We start from the raw sequence: 20335 nt of genomic DNA, 5'->3' as shown, positions 1-20335 counted from the left end.
GCTCTCACGCGTCCTTGTGCGCGCCGGGATGGATCAGGATGTCGCGCGCGGCGGCGAGGTCGATGAAGGCCTGTGCGCTGCCGCCCTGGTCGGGATGCTTGCCCTTGGCGGCGCGGCGGTAGGCCTGGTTGATGTCCTCGCAAGTGAGCTGCACCGCGAGCGGCAGGCCGAGCATCTTGCGGGCGCGATCCTCGCTGGAGAGCTTCTTCGGCGCGGCGTTGCGGCGGCCGAAGCGCGGCGCGGTCAGATCGTGAACGACGTCGAGGACCACACCGATCCGGCGCCGGGCCGCCAGCGTGACGCCGTGATCGTCATTGTCCGCGGCCTGGCGCAGCACCGGAAGCGCCTGCTCGGCCGCCTGCCGCAGCATGGTCTCGGTGCTCATGCGCGCGATCTCGGCCACGAGCCGGCCCGCGTCGGCCCAATCAGCCGGCTCCGCCGACCGCAGGCGCTCGAGCGCCATTTTCCAGGATTCAAGCCGTTCCATCATGCGCGCAACGTTTAGCAATGAAGACCAGTATGCCAAGGCCGCCGTTTCCGACCCCTTAATTTCGGGTTAGCCTTTCATGAAACTTCGAAACGAAATCAGAAGGAAATTGCTTGCAATCCTCATCGCCGTGGTCGCACCACCCGCAGGATGTGCTGCCAGACCCAGCGCTGGTCAGTTGAACTGATACGCAAGACCGAACGTCGCGGTGTGGGTGCGCAGCGTGACGTCGAAAGTGTCGATGGTGTTACTCGGCGCGAAGGCCGACGTTCGGCTGATCGTATAGCTCGACGTGCCGAAATCGGCGAAGCGGTATTCGGCGCGCGCCAGCCAGTGATGGCCGAGCGCCGTCTCCAGGCCGCCGCCGATGGTCCAGCCAAGCTTCGTCGTGGAGTTCGTGATCACGGACGGAGAGACACTGAACGTGCGCCGGCAGGGAGCGCTCCCACAGGTCGAGATCACCTCGTCATGCTGCCACGCAGCGCCGCCGCTCGCGAACAGCAGCGTCGCCGGCGTCACCAGAAAGCCGAGACGCGCGCGCAGGCTCGCGTCCCATGTCGTCTTCAACACAAGGGAATCGGCCGCATCGTGGAAGGTGCCGAAGGCGGGTGACACCGGATATCCGGAAAGCGTGGTTGTCCGGTCGGCGAAGCCGGCGTCGCCCTCGATCCCGGCGACCCATTTGGGAGCGAATTGCCAGTTGACGCCGGCATAGGGGTTGGCGCGGAAGGCAGTACCGTTGAACGGCACGGTATTCTTCAAGATCGGCAACGGAGCGCCGCCAAACAGTTCCGATGTTGCCGCCGAGTCCGCCTGCAGCGCGCGGGCGCCGAGACCAAAACCGAGATAGGGGCCGGTCCATGACATCGCGATCGGAGCTGCCTTGGCAATCAACGCCGTCTGCGCTCCGGCCGCGATCGGATCGCCAAATTTGTAGGCCACGCCGAACGAGGCGTTGTGAGTCTGCATCTTGAGATCAAAATTGTCCACGGTCGGATTGAGGGCCGGATTGGACAACGCGGAGCGAGCAATGGTGAACGGTGCGGCGCCAAAATCGGCGTAGCGATATTCGGCGCGCGCAAACCAGTTGCCGCCGAGCGCGGTCTCGATGCCGCCACCGACGGTCCAACCGGCCTGGATGCGTGAGGCGGAGATGACCGCAGGCGAAAGGACAGAGCCGAGACAGCCGATGCTGGCGCAGGACGAACTGATCTCGCTGCGCTGCCAGGCGACGCCACCGGTCGCATAGGCCAGCGTGGCGGGTGTGAGCAGGAAGCCGAGACGGGCGCGCAGACTGGCGTCCCAATCGGTCTTCACCGTCAGGCTATCGGGCGGCAAGGCAAAGCGAACGAAGCCGGGCGAGAAAGCCAGCGATTGGCGCGTGGTGGACTGGTCGGCAAAGCCGACATCGCCTTCAAGGCCTGCGACCCATTGCGGCGCAATTTGCCAGTTGAATCCGATGAAGGGATTGGTGCGGAAGCCCAGCCCGTCGAAGGACGCGCCGGTCGGCCGTCCGTCCGCCAGATTCTGCGGGATGCCGGCAATGGTCTCTGACGTCGTCACGGCGTCGGTGCGCGCGGCACGGAAGCCAAGCCCGAGACCGGCGTAGAATCCGCTCCAGGTCGACGCGGTCGCCGCCGGGACCTTGTAGGCCGGCGCGGCCCCGATATCCGCCGCCAAGGCAGGCCCCGCCACCGCGAACGCTATCAGCGCCGCACTTCCGCATCTGACTTTCTTCATACCCAATGTCCCCGCCGGCGCGCGGGCGCGCCGCTGCCCCACGTCTGCGAGACAAGATCTGAGGCCAGCGGCTCCAGATTTCTTGGACACAAGTGACCGCGGATTGGACAGATACGAACCGACGATCTTCCTGCCGCGCCGTGGCATCTTTGCCACATACGCCGGGCCGCGGCGTCGCGATTGCATGAGGCACGAGCGCTGCACGACGTTTCCGCCGTGTCTATTTTCAACTAGTCTCGCCACCAACATTCAAAAACAAGCAGCCGAGGAAACCCCATGCCCCTTCTCCAAAACCACATCGCCGTCGTCACGGGCGCCGGTTCCGGCATCGGCCGGGCGATCGCGGCAGGCTATGCACGCGAGGGCGCGCAAGTGGTGCTGCTCGACGTCAACGCCGACACCGTCGCTGAGGCCGCGAAGGAGATCCGCGACGCCGGCGGCAAGGCCGAGAGCTTTGCGCTCGACGTCACCAAGCGCGATGATTGCTTTGCACTGGCAAAGCAAGTCGCCGACAAGGTCGGGCAGGTCTCAATCCTCGTCAACAATGCCGGCATCACCCGCCGCAACGCCTTCACCGCCGAGACGGAGACGGTGGCAAAGGACTGGAACGACATCATCTCGCTCAACCTCAACGGCGTCTTCAACACGACGCAGGCGTTTCTCCCGCCGCTCCGCGCAACCAAGGGCCGTATCGTCAACATCGCCTCGATCCAGTCCTTCGTGCACCTGCGCACGCCGAGCTCGGCGGCGTATACGACCTCGAAACACGGCGTGCTCGGCTTCACCAAGGCGCTCGCGGTCGAGCTCGGCAAGGAAGGCGTGCGCGTCAACGCGATCGGGCCGGGCTTCATCGAAACCAACATCAACGCCAATGTGCGCGCGACCAATCCGGCGCTGGTGCAGGCCTTCGTCGATCACACGCCGCTGGCGCGCACCGGCAAGCCCGAGGACATCGTGGGACCCGCGGTCTTCCTGGCGTCGGACCTGTCGGCTTACGTCACCGGAACGATCGTGATGGTGGATGGCGGGTACAGGACGGTGTGAGCGAGGCGCGAGGCGCACAATACGTCCGCTTCGCTATGCATCTCGTGCCAATCGCGGCGGCGGCGCGGCATTCCCAAGGTCATCTCGTGCGATCGCCCGCGATTAACCTTTCATTAACCAAACCCGCCCACCGTAGATCTACGGCCTGGGGGTCGTTGTTCTCGATCCGCTTCCAGCGAAGGAAGCGGGCGTTGATCGGGGTGTATTGATGACCACTGTTCATGTCGCGGCGCCGCAGGACGCACAATTCCTCGCTCCCAACCAGATCGTTCCGCTGCTGATCGGCGCAACCGTCGATGAAGTCGAGCGCGAGCTCGTGCTCCAGACGCTGGCGCGCTGCGACGGCAACCGCACCCGCGCATCGCGCGTGCTCGGCCTGTCGGTGCGCACGTTGCGCAACAAGATCAGGATCTATGCCGCCTCGGGCATCGAGGTGCCCGCCTATCACGACTAGCGCGTGACGTGCGGCCGATTGATGTTGATCATGCCCCGCGCCATCCGGCGGCGGAATTGCTGCCGTCGTCAAACGCCGCTAAGTAGCTTGCTTCCGCACAGGGAGAAGTGGCGTGGCAGACGATCAGGGACGGCAGGGGCCGCGTGGGCGGCAGGGCGAGCCAGGACGGCCGGGTCCGCAGGGGCATCCGGGCAAGCGCGGGCCGGACGGCACGCGCGGCAAGCCGGGGCCTCAAGGCAAGCCCGGCGCGGCCGGAAAGGCCGGAGCGCAGGGCAAGGCCGGGCTGCCGGGCAAGCTCGGTGAAGCCGGTGCGCGGGGTGCCGCCGGATCGCAGGGCCCAGTGGGGTCGCAGGGCCCGCGCGGCGAGGCCGGACCGCCCGGCCAGCTGCCCTCGATCGAGCAGGTGCTGCCGTGGCTGGATCAGCTCTTCGACGCCTGGGACGAACGCCGCCGCCAGCGTGACCGCGAAGCCGCCGAGCGAGACGCACAGGAAGCCGCCGAGCACGCTGCGCTGGAGGCCGCCGTGCAGGAGGCCGACGAGACAGACGTCGAGGACAACGACGACGAAGACGACGAGCACAAGAAAAAGAAGAGAAAGAAGAAGCACGGCCACAAGGATTAGCGATTACTTCGCCTGGTCCTCGCGTCGCGGCAACATGCCCATGCGCTCGAATTGCCAGCGCATGGCGCGATACCAGAGATAGCCGACCGCAGCGCCGCACAGCGCCAGGATGACGACGTTAGCGCTCGAGAACGAGCCGCTCCACCACATCATCCACGCGGTCCATATCAGCGTGAAGACGATGGCACCTGCTTTCAGCGGAAGAAGGGGGCGGCTCATGGTCGTGCTCCGGGCTGTCAAAACCCCGGCAGACATCATTGCAAGTCGAGGCCGCTCTCACCGTGAGCCAGATCACGGAACTGCCCGCTGGAGCCGCTAGCCAAAGCGCAGCCGCGAACGCTCTTTCGCCTTCTCCGCCTCGACCTCACGGTCGCGCGCCGGCGCATGGGTGTGCAGCGAGGTCAGGAGTTTTCGCGCGACCTCCGAGACCTCGGCCACGGCGCGGTCGAACGCCGCCTCGTTGGCCTGCGACGGCTTGTTGAAGCCCGAGAGCTTTCGCACGAACTGGATCGCGCTGGCATGGATCTCGTCCTCCGTCGCCGGCGGCTCGAAATTGAACAGCGTCTTGATGTTGCGGCACATGCAGTCTCTCCGGTTTTCTTGAAGACGATCGGCGGCGGCGAAATCCTACATCCTTCCGCACGCTTCTGCTAAGGTCCGCCGCAACGCGGCCGCCAATGATGAGCCGCATGGGGAGAGAAACATGAAGGCTTCTTGCGCGGCACTATCGGCCGTTCTGCTGTGCGTCTCGACGCTGGCCATCTCGACGTCAGTCTTGGCGGCCGATTATCCGGCGCCCAAGCAAGGCGACTGGATCGCCAAAGACTTCAAGTTCCACACCGGCGAGACGATGCCGGAGCTGCGGCTGCATTACACCACCGTTGGCGAGCCCTCAGGCCAGCCCGTGCTGGTGCTGCACGGCACCGGCGGTTCGGCTACAAGCATGTTGACGCCTGCTTTCGCTGGCGAGCTGTTCGGCGCGGGACAGCCGCTCGACGCCGCCAAATATTACATCATCATCCCCGACGGCATCGGCCACGGCAAATCGTCAAAGCCGTCCGACGGCATGAAGACCGCCTTTCCGAAATACGATTACGACGACATGGTCGAGGCGCAGTATCGCCTCGTGACGGAGGGGCTCGGCGTCAAGCATCTGCGGCTCGTCATCGGCAATTCGATGGGCGGAATGCACACCTGGCTGTGGGGCGAGAAATATCCGAAGGCGATGGACACGCTGATCCCGATGGCCTCGCAGCCGACCGAGATGGCGTCGCGCAACTGGATGCTGCGGCGGATCATGCTCGACACCATCCGCAGTGATCCCGACTACAATGGCGGCAATTACACCAGCCAGCCGCGCATGATGAAATACGCCATCACCGCCTACGGCATCGCGAGCATCGGCGGAACGCTGGCCTATCAATCGCAAGCGCCGACGGCGGCCAAGGCCGACAAGATCGTCGACGAGCGGCTCGCGACGCCGATCACGGCGGATGCCAACGACTTCATCTACCAATGGGAAGCCTCGCACGACTACAATGCCGCCGAGAAGATCGAGGGCATCGAAGCCTCGCTGCTGCTGATCAATTCCGCCGACGACGAGCGCAACCCGCCGGAGACCGGCGTCACGGACGCTGCGATGAAGCAAATCAAGAACAGCAAACTGTATCTCATCCCCGCAAGCACCGAGACGCGCGGCCACGGCACGACCGGCAACGCGAAATTCTACGTCGAGCAAGTCAGGCAATTGCTGCAAACCGCGCCGCAGCGAACGATGTAACAACAGCAGACCACCCATATCGCAACGCATCATGTGCGGCGCCCCTCGCGCCGCATATTATTTGAGCATGCAATGCGCTGACAGCTCGGGCTTAATCATCGCAACGAGAATCGGCACGCGCTGCGATCACGCGCCGTTGGCGCGAGACGCAGTGAGGAGGACCGCATGCACCGGCTCGCGCTGTGCGTTTGGCTCGCTGCAACGACGGCGCTCACGAGCGCCGCGTTTGCGTTCGACAACGGGCAATACGACAACGTCCCGCCCGACATCCGCGCCTGGTTCAAGAGCGTGATGGCGCCGAACGGCGTGCCCTGCTGCGACATCTCCGACGGTCACCGCACCGACTACGACGTGCGCGGCGGCACCTATTGGGTGCCGATCGAGGGGCAATGGATGGAGGTGCCGGAGCGCGCCCTCATCCGCGATCGCGGCAATCCGGTCGGCCAGGCCGTGGTGTGGTATGTCCATCACCGCGGCGCCATCATCATTAGCTGCTTCGTCCCGGCGGACGCGGTGTAGGCCCGTTCCGCGATGGCGCCCTGGCGCCACGCATGCTAGTTCGGCTGATGGCTCCTGCAAGCGATCTCGCGCGCGCCGTGATGCGCTTCGTTCTGGCGGCGTTTTATCTCGCAGCCGGCATCGCGCATCTCTGGGTTCCAGACAAACTGCTCGCGATGATGCCGTCCTGGGTGCCGTTCGCTGCGCAGGTCATCCTCCTGACCGGCCTCTGCGAGATCGCCGGCGCAATCGCGCTGGTGACGAAGCCGCTACGCTGGTGGGCAGGCGTCGCGCTGGCGCTCTATGCGCTCTGCGTGTGGCCGGCGAACATCAAGCACGCCATCGAGGGCATCGACGTCCCACCCATTCCCAACAGCTGGCTCTATCACGGGCCACGGCTGGCGCTTCAGCCGGTTCTGATCTGGTGGGCGCTTTATTGCGCCGGCGTGATCGACTGGCCGTGGCGGCGTGACAAAAGCGGATAGCGATTGGGCCGGAGGATGATATCCTCAAGCCTTCAAACAGGGAGACCTTCGTGACTGACCTTTGCGCCGAAGACCTCGCCACCATCTATGCCAAGCCGAGCCCGCGCGTCATCGCCAAGGCGCGTCCCGCGATCGACGCGCATGCGAAGAAGTTCATCGAGATGTCGCCGTTCTGCGTGCTCGCGACGTCGGGGACTGACGGCAGCGTCGATGCCTCCCCGCGCGGCGGCGGCATCGGCTTCGTCCACGTCGCCAGCCCCAACCAATTGCTGATGCCCGACCGTTCCGGCAACAACCGCATCGACAGTTTTCGCAACGTCGTCGAGGGCTCGGGCTTCGTGCACATGCTGTTCTTCGTGCCGGGGATCGACGAGACGCTGCGCGTCGGCGGCCGCGGCACGCTGTCGGTCGATCCGGGTCTGCTGGCGTCGATGGTGGAGTACGGCAAGCCGCCGCGCGCGGTGCTGAACGTCGCGGTCAGCGAAGTCTATTTCCACTGCGGCAAGGCGCTGATGCGCTCAAAACTGTGGTCGCCGGAGAAGGTGCAGCGCTCGGTGATGCCAAGCATCGGCCAGGTCATTCACGACCAGACCGGCCTGGGCGAACCGGAGAGCCAGGAGATCGTGGAAGAGCGCTACAAGACCCAGCTGTAGAGCTGGCGCGTTCGCCGCTCAAGAGAAGCGTGGATGGCCGGGCCAAGCCCGGCCATGACGAATGGAGAGAGACGAGCCGGAGCTTAGTGCCCCTCGCCCTCGAGGCCGCCGACGTGCTTCTGGGTGTAGAGCTCGAGCCCGATGCGGCCGATCAAATCGAGCTGGGTTTCGAGGAAGTCGATGTGATGCTCCTCGTCGCTCATCAGCTTCTCAAACAGGTCACGCGTGACGTAGTCCTTGGCGCTGTTGCAATAGCCGGCGGCCTCCTGGTAGAGCGCCCGCGCGCTCATCTCGGCGGCGAGATCGCACTCGATGATTTCCTTGACGTTCTGGCCGATGCGCAATGGATCGAGCACCTGCATGTTCGGGAAGCCGTCAAAGAACAGGATCCGCTCGGTGAGCTTGTCGGCGTGCTCCATCTCCTCGATGGACTCCTTGCGCCAGACCTTGGCCATGTCCCGCAGGCCCCAATTGTCGAGGAAGCGGTAGTGCAGCCAGTATTGATTGATTGCAGTCAGCTCGTGGCGCAGCGCCTTGTTGAGGTAGTCGATAACTTTTGCGTCGCCCTGCATGATGCACTCCAAATCTTGCGTCCAAATCGGACCTAACCGACTTTAGAACGCTTCTAAGTCAGTTTAAACACGAGGGCAACCGGCTACAGGGGCGCAGCCGGGGAAAAGCTCAGCCGACGATGGGGAAAGTTTCAGCAGGCAGCCAGGGCGAACTGGACGGGCTCGGCCGTCTCGTCATTGGCGGCCACGGTGTGGCTGTGGGGGCAGCCAGAGCAGCAGGACTTGGCGCAGGGGCCAAGCGCTTCATCGATGATGGTCTTGATCGTCCGGGCGCAGCGGCCGCATTCGGCGCTACAGCCGAGGCATCCATAGACCTGCTTGGGATGGCGAACGCCGTCTGACTCGGCGACGGCGGCGCGGACGTCGTCATCGCTCAGCACGTTACAGGAACAAACGATCATGGAAGCGACAGGCCCTTCGGTGATGCGCCATCATCGATATTTAAGGGGCCGTCCGGATGCAAAGGGAAAAACCGGTATTTGAAGCTATTCCAAACTGGCCGGATAACAGCCTAGGACGGCTCTAAAATAGGGTGTTGCGCTGGATCAAGATGGAGCCGGATCGGAACCTAGTCGCCGCCCCCGCCTCCGCCCCCATCGCCGCCACCTCCGCAATCTCCACCGCCGCCACTATCGCTCGTGGAGCAGCTGCCGCTGTCGGTCGAACTCCCGGAACTGTCGCTGGAAAACCAGCTGCCCAGCGAGAAGCCGTCATTCGTCGTATCCGAATAGCTATCGCCCCCACCGGCATCGCCGCCAGCACCTGCGCGCGAGCGGCGCTGGCCGCGGTTCTGGATAAGGGTCATCAGGGCATAACCGATCACGCCGACAGCCGCGACGGCGATCAGGGCATTGGTCAGGATGTTCATCATCGTCTCCCGGGGCCAAAAGCCGCCATTTTCCACTTATTGGTCGCACCGGGCAGATTGCCGTTCATTGATCATTCAAACGAAGTATGGAACTTTGGCCGCAACAGTTCCGTATTCGTGTGTGAAAGGTCGATCCATGAAGAAGACGCTTATCGCAGTCGCTGCCGCCGCCACCCTGGTCCTGACCGCCGGAACGCCGGCCCATGCACAGCGCGGTGTCGCTGCCGGCGTGGCCGCCGGGATCATCGGTGGGGCCATTGTTGGTGGCGCGCTGGCCTCCCCCTATTACGGCCCGGGTCCGGCCTACGGCTATGGTCCGGGTTACGGCCCCGGCTACTACCCGCCCCGCTACTATGCGCCGGGTCCGGGCTACGTCGCCGACGACTATTATGGCGATGGCTGCGTCTGGCAGAAGCAGCGCTTCTGGGACGGCTATGCCTGGCGCGTCCGCCGCGTCCGTGTCTGTGGCTGAGGCGCGTTAGACCCGTTCGCTTGAAGCGATTCAGCTGGGCCGGTTCACTACGGATGCGCTGTTCATTTTGGGGCCTGAAAAAGAACGCTTTTTCTCGTCACAGCTTCGCGCGCGTTTACCGCGGATTGACCATTTGCGCGCTTCCTAGCTGCAAGGCCAATTCCATCAAAGACTGCGTGAACCTTTGAAACCCGGGCGCCTCTGACAAGAGGACCTATCTCTCAGGAGAGCCAAGAGCATGAAGAAGATTCTAGTTGCCGCCCTCACGGTTGCGACGGTCGCCGGTTCGCTGCTGACCGTCACTCCGTCCGCCCAAGCCCATGACGGCGTCGGCGTGGGCATCGCGGCCGGCCTACTCGGCGGCGCAATCATCGGCGGCGCCATCGCCTCGAGCCGTCCGGCCTACGGCGGACCGGTTTATGTGGCCGAACCCGGCCCGCCGCCCCCGCCCTGCTACTGGCAGCGCCAGCGCTATTGGGACGGCTACGGCTGGGCCGTTCGTCCGGTTCGCGTCTGCTACTGATCTGATCGCAATATCTGATCGTGGGGCGCTCGTGAGCGCCGCGATCGAAGCCCGGCCGAGAGCATCGGCCGGGCTTTTTCTTTGGGTCTCGCGCTAACGCGCCGCCTGGATCGAGCGCAGCACCTCTTCGCTCGGCCAGCAATCGACCTTGAGGCCTGCCGACTTCTGATAGGCGCCGAGTGCCGCGCGCGTCTGCATGCCGGCCTTGCCGTCGATCTTGTCCTTGTAGAGCCCGACGCGCGTGAGCCCGCGCTGCATGGTCTCCACGTCCTTCGTACGCAACTGCTTCGAGGTCGCCCACGACGTTGCAAACGGCAGTGGGCTCGTCATGCGATCGCTGAGATGGCCGACGAACAGCACATAGAGGTCGGAGAAATTATATTCCTTGATGACGAAGTAATTCTTCGTGGTCAGGAACGCCGGACCGTAAATACCCTCCGGCTGTAGCAACGACGCCGGCTGCGCCTGCTCGGCGGCGCTGAGCTTTTGTCCGCGCACCGGCACAAAACCTTCGCGCAGCCACTGGCTGATCGGCTTCGTCACGTCGGGCACACCGGCGGTGCAATCGACCTTCGCGGGCGCCTGCACCTCGTAGGCCCAGCGCACGCCGCTCTGCCAGCCCTTGTTGACGAGCTGCTGCGCGGCAGAGGCCAGCGCATCCGGCACCGAGTGCCAGATGTCGATGCGGCCGTCGCCGTCGAAATCGACGCCATGCTTGTAATATTCCGACGGCAGGAACTGGGTGAGCCCGGTGGCGCCGGCCCAGGACGAGCGCATGTCCTTGCGCGTCACCACGCCGTCGCCGAGAATCTTCAGCGAGAGAATGAACTCGTTGCGATACGTGTCCTTGCGGCGTCCGACATAGGCCTGTGTCGCCAGCACGCGCACGAGATCGTAGGGAAGCGTATAGCGGCCGTAATCGGTCTCGCGGCCCCAGATCGCCAGCATGATTGTGGCCGGCACGCCGGATTTTTTCTCGATCTCGCTCAGCGCCGCACGATATTTCTGCAGCAGCCGCTGCCCCTCGCCCGCAAGCCGCGCGATCGAGGCTTCCCTGACGTAGTCGGCGGGCACCTGCACGAACTCGGCCTGCGACGGCGCGCCGGTCGCGGGCCGCCCGGGCAGGATCAGGTCGGGCAGCTTGTAATCGGGCTCGAGCCCGCGCGTCTGCTGGTCGAACGTCGCCCGCGACACGCCGGCGGCCTGCGCCTCCGGCCAGAGCGAGGCGATGAACTGGGTGAAGGCGGCATCGGCGGCGCGAGCGGGCGACCAGCCGCAGGTGACGACGATCACCGCGGCAATGAGCGCCCGCCGCATCATGCCGCGATCACCGCGTCAGCTTCTTGTACTTCACGCGATGCGGAATGATGCTGTCCTGGCCGAGGCGGCGCATCTTGTCCTTTTCGTAGTCCTGGAAGTTGCCTTCGAACCATTCGACGTGGCTCTCGCCTTCGAACGCCAGGATGTGGGTCGCGATGCGGTCGAGGAACCAGCGATCATGGCTGATGATGACGGCGCAACCCGCAAAGTCCTCCAGCGCCTCTTCGAGCGCGCGCAGCGTGTCGACGTCGAGGTCGTTGGTCGGTTCGTCGAGCAGCAGGACGTTGGCCCCGGACTTCAGCATCTTGGCGAGATGCACGCGGTTGCGTTCACCGCCGGAGAGCGCTCCAACTTTCTTCTGCTGGTCGGCGCCCTTGAAGTTGAACGACGAGCAATAGCCGCGCGAGTTCACTTCCCTCTTGCCGAGCAGGATCAGCTCGTTGCCGCCGGAGATCTCCTCCCACACGTTCTTGTTGCCGTCGAGCGCATCCCGGGACTGGTCGACATAGCCGAGATGCACGGTCTCGCCGACCGTGATCGTGCCCTTGTCCGGTGTTTCCTGCTTGGTGATCATCTTGAACAGCGTGGTCTTGCCAGCGCCGTTGGCGCCGATGACGCCGACGATGCCGCCGGGCGGCAGCTTGAAGGTGAGATCGTCGATCAGGAGGCGATCGCCATAGCCTTTGCTGAGGGCCTCGAAATCGACCACGTTGTCGCCGAGACGCTCGGCGACCGGAATGACGATCTGCGCGGTCTGGCTCTGCTTGTCGCTCGCCTGCTTGAGCAAATCCTCGTAGCGCTGGTAGCGCGCCTTGGACTTGGCCTGACGCGCCTTCGGCGAGGACGCGACCCATTCCTGCTCGCGGGCGATCGTCTTCTGATGCGCGGCGTCCTCGCGGCCTTCCTGCTCGAGACGTTTCTGCTTCTGCACCAGCCAGGACGAATAGTTGCCCTCGTAGGGAATGCCCTTGCCGCGATCGAGCTCGAGGATCCAGCTTGTGACGTTGTCGAGGAAGTAGCGGTCATGGGTGACGATCAGGATCGCACCGGGATAGCTGCGCAGATGACCTTCCAGCCATGACACCGACTCGGCATCGAGATGGTTGGTCGGTTCGTCGAGCAGCAAGAGCTCGGGCTGGTCGAGCAGCAGCTTGCACAGCGCGACGCGGCGACGCTCACCGCCGGAGAGTTTCGTCACGTCGGCATCGTCGGGCGGGCAGCGCAGCGCGTCCATGGCCTGGTCGACCTTGCTGTCGAGATCCCAGAGGCCCTGCGCCTCGATCTCGTCCTGCAGCTTGGTCATCTCGTCGGCGGTTTCCTCAGAGTAGTTCATCGCCAACTCATTGTAGCGATCGAGGATGGCCTTCTGCTTGGCGACGCCCAGCATGACGTTCTCGCGCACCGAGAGCGTCGCATCGAGATGCGGTTCCTGCTCGAGATAACCGACGCGGGCGCCCTGGGCGACCCAGGCCTCGCCGTTATACTCCTTGTCGAGGCCGGCCATGATCTTGAGCAGCGTCGACTTGCCCGAGCCGTTGACGCCGAGCACGCCGATCTTGGCGTCCGGGTAGAACGACAGATGAACGTTATCGAGCACCTTGCGGGTCGGGTAGCTCTTGGTCAGGCCCTGCATGAAATAGACGAACTGGCGCGCCATGGGTCCCGAATACCTTCGATTTGAGGAAATTTGCTTGCCGCCGATGTAGCGATCCCGCCCCCAAAGGGCAATGTTTTCCCTCCGTTCACCACGGATGAATACTGGGCGGACACCATCCGGACCCCGATCCGGACAATTGAAACCATCTTTTAATAAATCAGGCCAAAGCTCGGTTTCGCGCGGAAACAGCGCCGCCCGCTCAGAATGAACGGGAGCACAGCGAGGCCCATCATGGCTCTGATCGAGACCCACTCTTTTCCCGTTCCGGCCGACGCCGGGAACGCGGCCGGACTCGTGTCCGAGGTCAAAGGCTTCTGGAAGCGCTTCTTCGCCACCGCCTTCAACCCCTACCGGCCCGAGCTGCACTACATGCGCGGCCCCGGCCCCGCCTGGCGCGCCAAGCACGGCATGAATGCGCCGCTCCGGCTGAAGCCCCGCGACCTCTGAACGCCCGCTCTCCTGTCGAATTTTTGAAGACCCAGACTGCTTGCGCGCGCCTCTGATTGCGCGCAACCATGGCCCGGTTCCGACGATGGCGCCCCCGCCTCGCGCCGTCACCTCTCGCCGTAAACTCTGGCCCTGGATGAACGCTGATGACGCGGCTGCGCTGTGCAATTCTCGACGACTATTTTGACCTCGCCCTCGACGTCGCCGACTGGCAGAAACTGTCCGACCGCGTCGATGTCACCGTGTTCAGCCATCCCTTCGCCTCGGAAGCCGCCGCGGCCAGCGCGCTGGCCGATTTCGAGATCGTCTGCGCGATGCGTGAGCGCACGGCGTTCCCGAAGAGCCTGTTCGATAGTTTGCCGAAGCTGAAGCTGCTGCTGACCTCCGGCATGCGCAACGCCTCGATCGATATGGAGGCCGCGAAGGCGAAAAGCGTCGTCCTCGGCGGCACGCAATATTCGCGCGATCCGACCGCTCCTCTGACGATGGGCCTGATCCTGGAACTGACCCGCGGCATCGGCCGCGAGAATGCAAGGATGCATGCCGGCGAGCCCTGGCAGACCTTTGCCGGCGTCGAGATCGAGGGGATGACGCTCGGCGTGGTCGGGCTCGGCAAGCTCGGCAGCAAGATGGCGGGCATTGCGAAAGCGTTCGGCATGAACGTGATCGCCTGGAGCCCGAACCTGACGCCGGAGAAGTGCGCGGCGGCCGGCGTCGGCTACGCCACCAAGGAGGAGCTGTTCGCCAAGGCCGATATCATCACCATCCATGTGGTGCTGAGCGAGCGTTCGCGCGGCCTCGTCGGAGCTGCCGACCTCGCGCGGATGAAGCCGACGGCGTTCCTCGTCAACACCGCGCGCGGGCCGATCGTGGACGAGCAGGCGCTGCTCGAGGCGTTGCAGCAGAAGAAGATCGCGGGTGCCGGCATCGACGTGTTCTCGGTCGAGCCGCTGCCGGTCGACCATCCCTTCCGCAAGCTCGACAATCTCGTGCTGACGCCGCATCTCGGCTACGCCACCGAGGACGGCTTGCGCATCCATTACGGCCAGATGGTCGAGGCGATCGACGCCTTCACCAAGGGCAATGAGCTGCCGCGGCGGCTGGCCTGAAACGAAAAGGGCGTGCCGTTGGCACGCCCTTTTGCAAATCTGACTTGTCTCGAAGCGCTTAACGCACGGTGACCGGCGCGGGCAGCGGCGGCACCACCGTCGGCTGGGTGCCCGGGACGGGGCCTGCCTGGGCCGCCATCGGAGCGGGCGCAGCCGAGGCCGTCGCCGTTCCCGGCGCCGGACCGCCCGGCATCACCACCACGCGGGTGCCGACCTTGGTGCGCTCGAACAGATCGGAGACGTCGTCGTTCAGCATGCCGATGCAGCCGGAGGAGACGAACTTGCCGATCGTCGAGGGCTGGTTGGTGCCGTGGATGCGGTACACCGTCGAGCCGAGATACATCGCGCGGGCGCCGAGCGGATTGCCGGGGCCGCCGGCCATGAAGCGCGGCAGATAGGGCTGGCGCTCGATCATTTCTGTCGGCGGATGCCAATCCGGCCACTCGGCCTTGCGCGTGATCTTCTGCACGCCGGTCCAGGTGAAACCGTCGCGGCCGACGCGGACGCCATAACGGATCGCGCGGCCATTGCCGAGGACGTAATAGAGATAGGTGTTCGGGGTATCCACGATGATCGTGCCGGCCGGCTCCTTGGTCGCCAGCGACACTTCCTGGCGGCGCAGGTTCGGCGCCAGCTGCGCCGGTGCCGCGTCAGGCTGCTCCTCTGGCGGCAACAAGGCGACCGACATCGGCCGGCCATCGGCGCCAATATTGGGCTGCTGCGAGACGGCTCCGGTCGCGGAAGGGCCACCGACGGCCTCCGGCGGACGCATGCCGTCACTGGCGGGCGCCTGGCCCGGACGGTCAGCATAGATCACCTGCGGCGCGCCAGCCGGGCGGCCATAGCGGGGATCGTCGGGCGACATCACGGGACCCTGCGGCGGCGCAGCAGAGTAGACGGGGGCGCCGGCGGGACGGCCATAACGGGGATCATCGGGCGACATCACCGGGCCCTGCGGCGGGGCAGCGGAATAGACCGGCGGGCCAACGGGGCGGCCATAGCGCGGGTCCGGGCCGGGCGGCGGTAGCGAGGCCTGCGGCATCGCGTCGTCTTCGTCGTCCAGCGAGTCGAAATTCGGCGCGCGGTCGCCGGGGCGATATTCGGCCGGCGCGCCATAGCTCGGCGCCTGCTGGACCGGATAGCTCTGGGCCTGTGCGAGCGAGGTTCCCGCCGCAGCGACTGTTGCGGCAGCGCATATCGTCAGAAAATGTTTGATCATCATCGCTCTTGTATAGTCCCCCGGCCCCGTCCGAGCCGTTAACGGCCAGATGACCGAAGATAGCGGCACATTCAAGACATAACAGGCTGATTTGTGCCCGGTTGTGCGATTTGTGATGCAATCGCACACAGTTGCTCCGTTGCATCACGGGGCGGAAATCGCATCACGCCGTATATTGCCGGAGTCGCCACCCCGTTTTTTACGGAACGGCGCAGAAGCGTTGCGATATGGTCGAATCAGCCTGATTCGCCACCGCTTTGAGCTCGAATTCCCGCGTGGCGAACGCGGCTAGCAGTACCGTCACCGCGTTCAGATGGCTCATGGGCCCTGGCCACACCCCGCCGGGGCGGAAATTCGTAATCCGTCAATGCTTCCCGGCTTTCGCTTCCTGCTTGCCGCGATCCTGCTGTCTACCTCCATCCTGGTGTTCGGCTTAGGGGCTGCCTCGCTGCTGCGGGCGAGCCACGAACAATATGCCAGCAACCCGTCCTGGCGGAACGGCCCGCAGGAGCGGGTGTTCGCGCAAGCCGCCGAGCCGGCCCAGCCGGTGCTCGCGGCGCTCCGCGTGGAGCCTGTCGCCAACGAGGCGACGCCTGCGATGCAGGACCAGGTCCCGAGCATTGGGCTGCCCGCGGTCGAAACAAGCCCCGAGCAGATGGCCGCGGTGACGCTCGAAACTGAAGCCCAGCCTCAGGTTGCCGCGATCACGCCGACTGTGGAGCCGGCTCCACCCGCCGCCGAAACGCCAATCGCGGAGCCAGCCGAGAACGAGGCTGCACCTCCCGCGCCTGCGGACACGCTCACCCCGGCCGACACGATGGCTTCCATCGCCACGAAGACGCCCGCACCAGCAGCGACCGCTCCGGAAGTGCCGCGAACCGCAACGCTGGCGCCGGCATCGCGCGTGACCGACATTGCAGCGGCCAGGATGGCTGCGCTGAACGAGCTTGCGCCGGCAACGACCAAAGCCGGCAGCAAGCCGCGTGCGCACAAGCCGAAGAAGCGTCACCGCATCGTGCGGCGCCCGCCGCCTCAGCAGATCAACCAGGCGCTCGATCCGTTCGGCCAGCAGCAGCAAACCCTCGCCGCAACAGCCACGCGCACGCGCTGAGTTTCCTTCACCTCTCCCCGCTTGCGGGGAGAGGTCGGATCGCATCGCAAGATACGATCCGGGTGAGGGGGTACAGGTCCCTCGACCATCTCGCAGGGGGAGAGAGGCCCCTCACCCCAACCCTCTCCCCGTAAGAACGGGGCGAGGGAGCGCACCATTTCCGCGGCCCTCGCTCAAGCCGGCCCGGTCGCGATCGTCGGGCCTTTTTCCTGGCCCCATTCCGACCACGAGCCGTCATAGAGCGCGGTGTCGGTGATCCCGAGGCGATAGAGCGCGAGCGTCAGCACGCCGGCCGAGACGCCGGAGCCGCAGCTCGTCACGATCGGCGCATCGAGCTTGACGCCTGCGTTCACGAAGGCGGCGCGGAGTTCGTCGAGCGGCTTCATCGTGCCGGTCGCGGCATCGAACAGCTGGTTATAAGGCACGTTGCGCGCGCCGGGGATGTGGCCGGAGCGGATGCCCGCGCGCGGTTCGGGCGCGCGGCCCTCGAAGCGTTCGGCAGCGCGCGCGTCGACCACCTGCTCGGCGCGGCTTTCGACGTTGGCGATGAGCTGCTGCATGCTGCGCACGCGCTTTGCATCGTAGCTCGCCTTGAAGCTCGCAGGCTTCGGCTTCACGTCGCCGCTCTCGACGCTGCGCCCTTCCGCGCGCCACTTCTTCAGGCCGCCATTGAGGATACGCACATTGCTGTGGCCGAAGGCCAGGAACATCCACCACGCGCGGGGAGCTGCGACCCAGCCGCCTGAGTCATAAAGCACGACGGTGTCGGCATTGGAGATGCCGAGTTGGCCTGCGTCGCGCCCGAACTGCTCGGCGCTCGGATACATGTGCGGCAGCGGGTTGGAATGATCCGAGACAGCATCGACGTCGAAGAACACCGCACCCGGCAGATGCGCGGCGAGATAGTCGTCCTTCGGCAGCGGCAGCACACCCGGCAGCTTGAAGCTGGCGTCGAGCACTTTGACGTTGGAATCGTTGATGTGGGCGGCGAGCCATTCGGTGGAGACGAGGGGGTCGGTGGCAGTGGTCATTGGTCTTTCCTTGCAGTCATTCCGGGACGCGCACAGCGCGAGTGAAATTGAAGCAGCGCGCGTCAAACTCTGCTGTCATCGCCCGGCTCGACCGGGCGATCCAGTACTCCGAGACGGCTGTGATTCAACCGATGGGCTGCGGCGTACTGGATTCCCCGCTTTCGCGGGGAATGACAGCGGAGATTGGAGCAACGGCGAAGCACCCTCACCCCTTCTTCTTCGGCTCCCACGCCTCCGTCGGACCACCCGCATCGCGCCAGGCGGCGTAGCCGCCGGCGATGTGGGCGACGGGCTTCAGGCCCATGTCCTTCGCGGTCTTGGCCGCGAGCGCGGAGCGCAGGCCACCGGCGCAGTGGAACACGAACTTCTTGTCCTCCTGGAAGATCGGCTTTGCGTAGGGGCTCTGCGGATCGATCCAGAATTCGAGCATGCCGCGGGTGCAGGCGAATGCGCCGGGGATGCGGCCGTCGCGCTCGATCTCGCGGGGGTCGCGAATGTCGACGATGACGACGTCGCCGTTCTTGGAGATCTCGATGGCGTCCTTGGCGTTGAGCGTCTCGATCTCGGCATTGGCCTCGTCGATCAGCGCCTTGATGCCGCGCGTGATGGTCTGGGGCATATGGCTCTCCCTGTTCTCGTCATTCCCGGGCGCGCGCAGCTAGTGCGTCAATTCCTTCATCGCGCCTTCCAGCCCCTCGATCGTGATCGGGTACATGCGGTTGGCGAAGATGCGTTTGATGATCGTGGTCGATTCCGAATAGTCCCAGTGCTTCTGTGCGACCGGGTTCAGCCACACCGAATGCGGGTAGGTGTGGATGATGCGGTCGAGCCAGACCGAGCCCGGCTCCTCGTTGACATGCTCGACCGAGCCGCCCGGCACCATGATCTCGTAGGGGCTCATCGAGGCGTCGCCGACGAACACGATCTTGTAGTCGTGCGGATATTTATGCAGCACGTCCCAGGTCGGCGTCCGGTCGGTGAAGCGGCGCTTGTTCTGCTTCCAGACGCCTTCATAGAGGCAGTTGTGGAAGTAGAAATACTCCATGTGCTTGAACTCGCTCTTCGCCGCCGAGAACAGCTCCTCGACCTGCTCGATATGCGCGTCCATCGAGCCGCCGATGTCGAAGAACACCAGCAGCTTCACCGCATTGCGCCGCTCGGGACGCATGTGCACATCGAGATAGCCGTGATTGGCGGTCTCGCGAATGGTGGTGTCGAGATCGAGCTCATCAGGCGCGCCGGTGCGCGCGAATTTGCGCAGGCGGCGCAGCGCCACCTTGATGTTGCGGATGCCGAGCTCGACATTGCCGTCAAGGTCTTTGAACTCGCGCTTGTCCCACACCTTCACGGCGCGGTTGTTGCGGTTCTTCGCCTGGCCGATGCGGACGCCTTCGGGATTGTAGCCGTGGGCGCCGAACGGCGAGGTTCCTGCCGTGCCGATCCACTTCGAGCCGCCCTGGTGCCGGCCCTTCTGCTCCTCGAGGCGCTTCTTCAGGGTCTCCATAAGCTTGTCCCAGCCCACGGCCTCGATCTGCTTCTTCTCGTCCTCGGAGAGGTATTTTTCGGCGAGCTTCTTCAGCCACTCCTCGGGGATCTCGGCGCCTTCCATGGCATCGAGCAGGCTTTCAAGCCCCTTGAACACCGTGCCGAAGACGCGGTCGAACTTGTCGAGGTTGCGCTCGTCCTTCACCAGCGCGGTGCGCGACAGATAGTAGAAATTCTCGACCGAATAGTCCGCCAGATCGGCGTCGAGCGCCTCCACCAGCGTGAGGTATTCGCGCAGCGTCACGGGGACCTGCGCATCGCGCAGAGACGTAAAGAATTGCAGGAACATGGATGACAGATTGCCCGTCGGGGGACGAACGTCAAGGGGCGGAGGCGGCCGCTCTGCGCTGGACCGGGAGGCTTTTTGCTCTAGAATTGACCTCTTCACGGAGTTGTTTTGGGGACGTTTGCAATGGGAATTCTCGCAGCACTCATCATCGGCGCCATCGCCGGCTGGCTTGCCGGCAAGATTGTCCACGGGGCGGGATTTGGACTGCTCGGCAACATGGTTGTCGGCATCATCGGCGCACTGGTCGCGAGCTGGGTGCTGCCTCAGCTCCACATCGAGCTCGCCACCGGCACGGTCGGCGCCATCGTCGACGCCACGATCGGCGCGGTGATTGTGCTGGTCATCCTTTCGCTGATAAAACGGGTCTGAAAGCCTGACCGAACCAGGAACGGCCGCCATGCGCGGCCGT

At 64.7% G+C, this 20335-nt stretch carries 27 protein-coding genes; 13 read left to right on the top strand and 14 right to left on the bottom strand.

Going from position 1 to position 20335, the window contains the following annotated elements; translation table 11 throughout:
* Positions 1-4: 4 nt before the first annotated feature.
* Positions 5-490, bottom strand: coding sequence for a molecular chaperone DnaJ (locus tag BMW89_RS00800; RefSeq protein WP_092021692.1), 486 nt, complete (start codon positions 488-490; stop codon positions 5-7).
* A 171-nt stretch (positions 491-661) separates the two neighbouring features.
* Positions 662-2227, bottom strand: a complete 1566-nt coding sequence (locus BMW89_RS00795) for an outer membrane protein (protein ID WP_092021691.1) — start codon at positions 2225-2227, stop codon at positions 662-664.
* A gap of 276 nt (positions 2228-2503) precedes the next feature.
* On the opposite strand from BMW89_RS00795, the gene BMW89_RS00790 reads away from it, so the two are divergent.
* The 3 genes from BMW89_RS00790 (at position 2504) to BMW89_RS00780 (ending at position 4347) form a co-directional block, all read left to right on the top strand.
* Positions 2504-3271 carry an SDR family NAD(P)-dependent oxidoreductase gene (locus tag BMW89_RS00790; RefSeq protein WP_092021690.1) on the top strand — a complete coding sequence of 256 codons (768 nt, stop codon included), beginning with the start codon at positions 2504-2506 and terminating at the stop codon, positions 3269-3271.
* Between the two features lie 208 nt (positions 3272-3479).
* Positions 3480-3725, top strand: coding sequence for a helix-turn-helix domain-containing protein (locus BMW89_RS00785; RefSeq protein ID WP_092021689.1), 246 nt, complete (start codon positions 3480-3482; stop codon positions 3723-3725).
* A 112-nt stretch (positions 3726-3837) separates the two neighbouring features.
* Positions 3838-4347 carry a collagen-like protein gene (locus BMW89_RS00780; RefSeq protein ID WP_092021687.1) on the top strand — a complete coding sequence of 170 codons (510 nt, stop codon included), beginning with the start codon at positions 3838-3840 and terminating at the stop codon, positions 4345-4347.
* 3 nt (positions 4348-4350) lie between these two features.
* Here BMW89_RS00780 and BMW89_RS00775 read toward each other — a convergent pair whose 3' ends face one another.
* The gene (locus BMW89_RS00775) at positions 4351-4566 is read right to left on the bottom strand and encodes a hypothetical protein (protein ID WP_092021685.1); all 216 of its coding nucleotides are present in this window, start codon (positions 4564-4566) and stop codon (positions 4351-4353) included.
* 96 nt (positions 4567-4662) lie between these two features.
* On the bottom strand, positions 4663-4929 hold the full coding sequence (locus BMW89_RS00770; protein ID WP_092021683.1) for a DUF2277 domain-containing protein: 267 nt from the start codon (positions 4927-4929) through the stop codon (positions 4663-4665).
* 121 nt (positions 4930-5050) lie between these two features.
* Here BMW89_RS00770 and BMW89_RS00765 point away from each other — a divergent pair, with 121 nt between their 5' ends.
* From BMW89_RS00765 to BMW89_RS00750, 4 genes are all read left to right on the top strand, one after another.
* Positions 5051-6127: an alpha/beta fold hydrolase gene (locus tag BMW89_RS00765; RefSeq protein ID WP_092021681.1), complete on the top strand. Its 1077-nt coding sequence runs from the start codon at positions 5051-5053 to the stop codon at positions 6125-6127.
* A gap of 165 nt (positions 6128-6292) precedes the next feature.
* Positions 6293-6646 carry a hypothetical protein gene (locus BMW89_RS00760; protein ID WP_092021677.1) on the top strand — a complete coding sequence of 118 codons (354 nt, stop codon included), beginning with the start codon at positions 6293-6295 and terminating at the stop codon, positions 6644-6646.
* Positions 6647-6678: 32 nt separating this feature from the next.
* Positions 6679-7110 carry a DoxX family protein gene (locus BMW89_RS00755; protein ID WP_244547475.1) on the top strand — a complete coding sequence of 144 codons (432 nt, stop codon included), beginning with the start codon at positions 6679-6681 and terminating at the stop codon, positions 7108-7110.
* Positions 7111-7160: 50 nt separating this feature from the next.
* On the top strand, positions 7161-7763 hold the full coding sequence (locus tag BMW89_RS00750; protein WP_092021673.1) for a pyridoxamine 5'-phosphate oxidase family protein: 603 nt from the start codon (positions 7161-7163) through the stop codon (positions 7761-7763).
* Positions 7764-7846: 83 nt separating this feature from the next.
* Here the strand turns inward: BMW89_RS00750 and bfr are convergent, their stop codons facing one another.
* The 3 genes from bfr to BMW89_RS00735 form a co-directional block, all read right to left on the bottom strand.
* Complete coding sequence (gene bfr / locus BMW89_RS00745) at positions 7847-8335, bottom strand: bacterioferritin (RefSeq protein WP_092021671.1); 489 nt, start codon at positions 8333-8335, stop codon at positions 7847-7849.
* A 131-nt stretch (positions 8336-8466) separates the two neighbouring features.
* On the bottom strand, positions 8467-8736 hold the full coding sequence (locus tag BMW89_RS00740) for a (2Fe-2S)-binding protein (protein WP_092021669.1): 270 nt from the start codon (positions 8734-8736) through the stop codon (positions 8467-8469).
* Positions 8737-8903: 167 nt separating this feature from the next.
* Entirely contained in the window at positions 8904-9206 is a 303-nt protein-coding gene (locus tag BMW89_RS00735; RefSeq protein WP_092023280.1) for a hypothetical protein, read from the bottom strand.
* Positions 9207-9339: 133 nt separating this feature from the next.
* Between BMW89_RS00735 and BMW89_RS00730 the strand changes: the two genes are divergently transcribed.
* Positions 9340-9675: a hypothetical protein gene (locus BMW89_RS00730; RefSeq protein WP_177195753.1), complete on the top strand. Its 336-nt coding sequence runs from the start codon at positions 9340-9342 to the stop codon at positions 9673-9675.
* Positions 9676-9913: 238 nt separating this feature from the next.
* A complete protein-coding gene (locus BMW89_RS00725; protein ID WP_092021667.1) occupies positions 9914-10198 on the top strand; it encodes a hypothetical protein in 285 nt (94 codons plus the stop codon).
* Positions 10199-10291: 93 nt separating this feature from the next.
* Here BMW89_RS00725 and BMW89_RS00720 read toward each other — a convergent pair whose 3' ends face one another.
* On the bottom strand, positions 10292-11518 hold the full coding sequence (locus BMW89_RS00720) for a lytic murein transglycosylase (protein WP_092021664.1): 1227 nt from the start codon (positions 11516-11518) through the stop codon (positions 10292-10294).
* Between the two features lie 7 nt (positions 11519-11525).
* Positions 11526-13175, bottom strand: coding sequence for an energy-dependent translational throttle protein EttA (ettA, locus tag BMW89_RS00715; protein ID WP_092021662.1), 1650 nt, complete (start codon positions 13173-13175; stop codon positions 11526-11528).
* Between the two features lie 231 nt (positions 13176-13406).
* On the opposite strand from ettA, the gene BMW89_RS00710 reads away from it, so the two are divergent.
* Positions 13407-13622: a hypothetical protein gene (locus tag BMW89_RS00710; RefSeq protein ID WP_092021659.1), complete on the top strand. Its 216-nt coding sequence runs from the start codon at positions 13407-13409 to the stop codon at positions 13620-13622.
* Positions 13623-13768: 146 nt separating this feature from the next.
* The gene (locus BMW89_RS00705; protein WP_092021657.1) at positions 13769-14731 is read left to right on the top strand and encodes a D-2-hydroxyacid dehydrogenase family protein; all 963 of its coding nucleotides are present in this window, start codon (positions 13769-13771) and stop codon (positions 14729-14731) included.
* Between the two features lie 58 nt (positions 14732-14789).
* Here BMW89_RS00705 and BMW89_RS00700 read toward each other — a convergent pair whose 3' ends face one another.
* A complete protein-coding gene (locus tag BMW89_RS00700; protein WP_177195752.1) occupies positions 14790-15950 on the bottom strand; it encodes a L,D-transpeptidase in 1161 nt (386 codons plus the stop codon).
* A 199-nt stretch (positions 15951-16149) separates the two neighbouring features.
* The gene (locus tag BMW89_RS38535) at positions 16150-16272 is read right to left on the bottom strand and encodes a hypothetical protein (protein WP_283805318.1); all 123 of its coding nucleotides are present in this window, start codon (positions 16270-16272) and stop codon (positions 16150-16152) included.
* A gap of 45 nt (positions 16273-16317) precedes the next feature.
* Between BMW89_RS38535 and BMW89_RS00695 the strand changes: the two genes are divergently transcribed.
* Positions 16318-17061 carry a hypothetical protein gene (locus tag BMW89_RS00695; RefSeq protein ID WP_092021653.1) on the top strand — a complete coding sequence of 248 codons (744 nt, stop codon included), beginning with the start codon at positions 16318-16320 and terminating at the stop codon, positions 17059-17061.
* 173 nt (positions 17062-17234) lie between these two features.
* Here the strand turns inward: BMW89_RS00695 and sseA are convergent, their stop codons facing one another.
* The 3 genes from sseA to BMW89_RS00680 all read right to left on the bottom strand — a co-directional run bounded on the left by sseA (position 17235) and on the right by BMW89_RS00680 (position 19926).
* Positions 17235-18092, bottom strand: coding sequence for a 3-mercaptopyruvate sulfurtransferase (gene sseA / locus BMW89_RS00690; protein WP_092021651.1), 858 nt, complete (start codon positions 18090-18092; stop codon positions 17235-17237).
* Between the two features lie 205 nt (positions 18093-18297).
* On the bottom strand, positions 18298-18711 hold the full coding sequence (locus BMW89_RS00685) for a rhodanese-like domain-containing protein (protein ID WP_092021649.1): 414 nt from the start codon (positions 18709-18711) through the stop codon (positions 18298-18300).
* Positions 18712-18750: 39 nt separating this feature from the next.
* The gene (locus BMW89_RS00680) at positions 18751-19926 is read right to left on the bottom strand and encodes a vWA domain-containing protein (protein WP_092021647.1); all 1176 of its coding nucleotides are present in this window, start codon (positions 19924-19926) and stop codon (positions 18751-18753) included.
* 123 nt (positions 19927-20049) lie between these two features.
* On the opposite strand from BMW89_RS00680, the gene BMW89_RS00675 reads away from it, so the two are divergent.
* Positions 20050-20295 carry a GlsB/YeaQ/YmgE family stress response membrane protein gene (locus BMW89_RS00675; RefSeq protein WP_092021645.1) on the top strand — a complete coding sequence of 82 codons (246 nt, stop codon included), beginning with the start codon at positions 20050-20052 and terminating at the stop codon, positions 20293-20295.
* Positions 20296-20335 lie beyond the last annotated feature (40 nt).

Source organism: Bradyrhizobium sp. OK095, from assembly GCF_900109945.1.
Taxonomy (GTDB): Bacteria; Pseudomonadota; Alphaproteobacteria; order Rhizobiales; family Xanthobacteraceae; genus Bradyrhizobium.
The sequence above is the reverse complement of the archived record's forward strand: the minus strand, read 5'-3'. Positions and strand labels throughout refer to the sequence as shown.

Excerpts from the sequence above, each read along its gene's own strand:
- BMW89_RS00800 (WP_092021692.1), bottom strand. The coding sequence starts at position 490 with ATGATGGAACGGCTTGAATCCTGGAAAATGGCGCTCGAGCGCCTGCGG.
- BMW89_RS00795 (WP_092021691.1), bottom strand. The coding sequence starts at position 2,227 with ATGAAGAAAGTCAGATGCGGAAGTGCGGCGCTGATAGCGTTCGCGGTG.
- BMW89_RS00790 (WP_092021690.1), top strand. The coding sequence starts at position 2,504 with ATGCCCCTTCTCCAAAACCACATCGCCGTCGTCACGGGCGCCGGTTCC.
- BMW89_RS00785 (WP_092021689.1), top strand. The coding sequence starts at position 3,480 with ATGACCACTGTTCATGTCGCGGCGCCGCAGGACGCACAATTCCTCGCT.
- BMW89_RS00775 (WP_092021685.1), bottom strand. The coding sequence starts at position 4,566 with ATGAGCCGCCCCCTTCTTCCGCTGAAAGCAGGTGCCATCGTCTTCACG.
- BMW89_RS00770 (WP_092021683.1), bottom strand. The coding sequence starts at position 4,929 with ATGTGCCGCAACATCAAGACGCTGTTCAATTTCGAGCCGCCGGCGACG.
- BMW89_RS00765 (WP_092021681.1), top strand. The coding sequence starts at position 5,051 with ATGAAGGCTTCTTGCGCGGCACTATCGGCCGTTCTGCTGTGCGTCTCG.
- BMW89_RS00760 (WP_092021677.1), top strand. The coding sequence starts at position 6,293 with ATGCACCGGCTCGCGCTGTGCGTTTGGCTCGCTGCAACGACGGCGCTC.
- BMW89_RS00755 (WP_244547475.1), top strand. The coding sequence starts at position 6,679 with ATGCTAGTTCGGCTGATGGCTCCTGCAAGCGATCTCGCGCGCGCCGTG.
- bfr (WP_092021671.1), bottom strand. The coding sequence starts at position 8,335 with ATGCAGGGCGACGCAAAAGTTATCGACTACCTCAACAAGGCGCTGCGC.
- BMW89_RS00740 (WP_092021669.1), bottom strand. The coding sequence starts at position 8,736 with ATGATCGTTTGTTCCTGTAACGTGCTGAGCGATGACGACGTCCGCGCC.
- BMW89_RS00735 (WP_092023280.1), bottom strand. The coding sequence starts at position 9,206 with ATGATGAACATCCTGACCAATGCCCTGATCGCCGTCGCGGCTGTCGGC.
- BMW89_RS00730 (WP_177195753.1), top strand. The coding sequence starts at position 9,340 with ATGAAGAAGACGCTTATCGCAGTCGCTGCCGCCGCCACCCTGGTCCTG.
- BMW89_RS00725 (WP_092021667.1), top strand. The coding sequence starts at position 9,914 with ATGAAGAAGATTCTAGTTGCCGCCCTCACGGTTGCGACGGTCGCCGGT.
- BMW89_RS00720 (WP_092021664.1), bottom strand. The coding sequence starts at position 11,518 with ATGATGCGGCGGGCGCTCATTGCCGCGGTGATCGTCGTCACCTGCGGC.
- ettA (WP_092021662.1), bottom strand. The coding sequence starts at position 13,175 with ATGGCGCGCCAGTTCGTCTATTTCATGCAGGGCCTGACCAAGAGCTAC.
- BMW89_RS00710 (WP_092021659.1), top strand. The coding sequence starts at position 13,407 with ATGGCTCTGATCGAGACCCACTCTTTTCCCGTTCCGGCCGACGCCGGG.
- BMW89_RS00705 (WP_092021657.1), top strand. The coding sequence starts at position 13,769 with ATGACGCGGCTGCGCTGTGCAATTCTCGACGACTATTTTGACCTCGCC.
- BMW89_RS00700 (WP_177195752.1), bottom strand. The coding sequence starts at position 15,950 with ATGATCAAACATTTTCTGACGATATGCGCTGCCGCAACAGTCGCTGCG.
- BMW89_RS38535 (WP_283805318.1), bottom strand. The coding sequence starts at position 16,272 with ATGAGCCATCTGAACGCGGTGACGGTACTGCTAGCCGCGTTCGCCACG.
- BMW89_RS00695 (WP_092021653.1), top strand. The coding sequence starts at position 16,318 with ATGCTTCCCGGCTTTCGCTTCCTGCTTGCCGCGATCCTGCTGTCTACC.
- sseA (WP_092021651.1), bottom strand. The coding sequence starts at position 18,092 with ATGACCACTGCCACCGACCCCCTCGTCTCCACCGAATGGCTCGCCGCC.
- BMW89_RS00685 (WP_092021649.1), bottom strand. The coding sequence starts at position 18,711 with ATGCCCCAGACCATCACGCGCGGCATCAAGGCGCTGATCGACGAGGCC.
- BMW89_RS00680 (WP_092021647.1), bottom strand. The coding sequence starts at position 19,926 with ATGTTCCTGCAATTCTTTACGTCTCTGCGCGATGCGCAGGTCCCCGTG.
- BMW89_RS00675 (WP_092021645.1), top strand. The coding sequence starts at position 20,050 with ATGGGAATTCTCGCAGCACTCATCATCGGCGCCATCGCCGGCTGGCTT.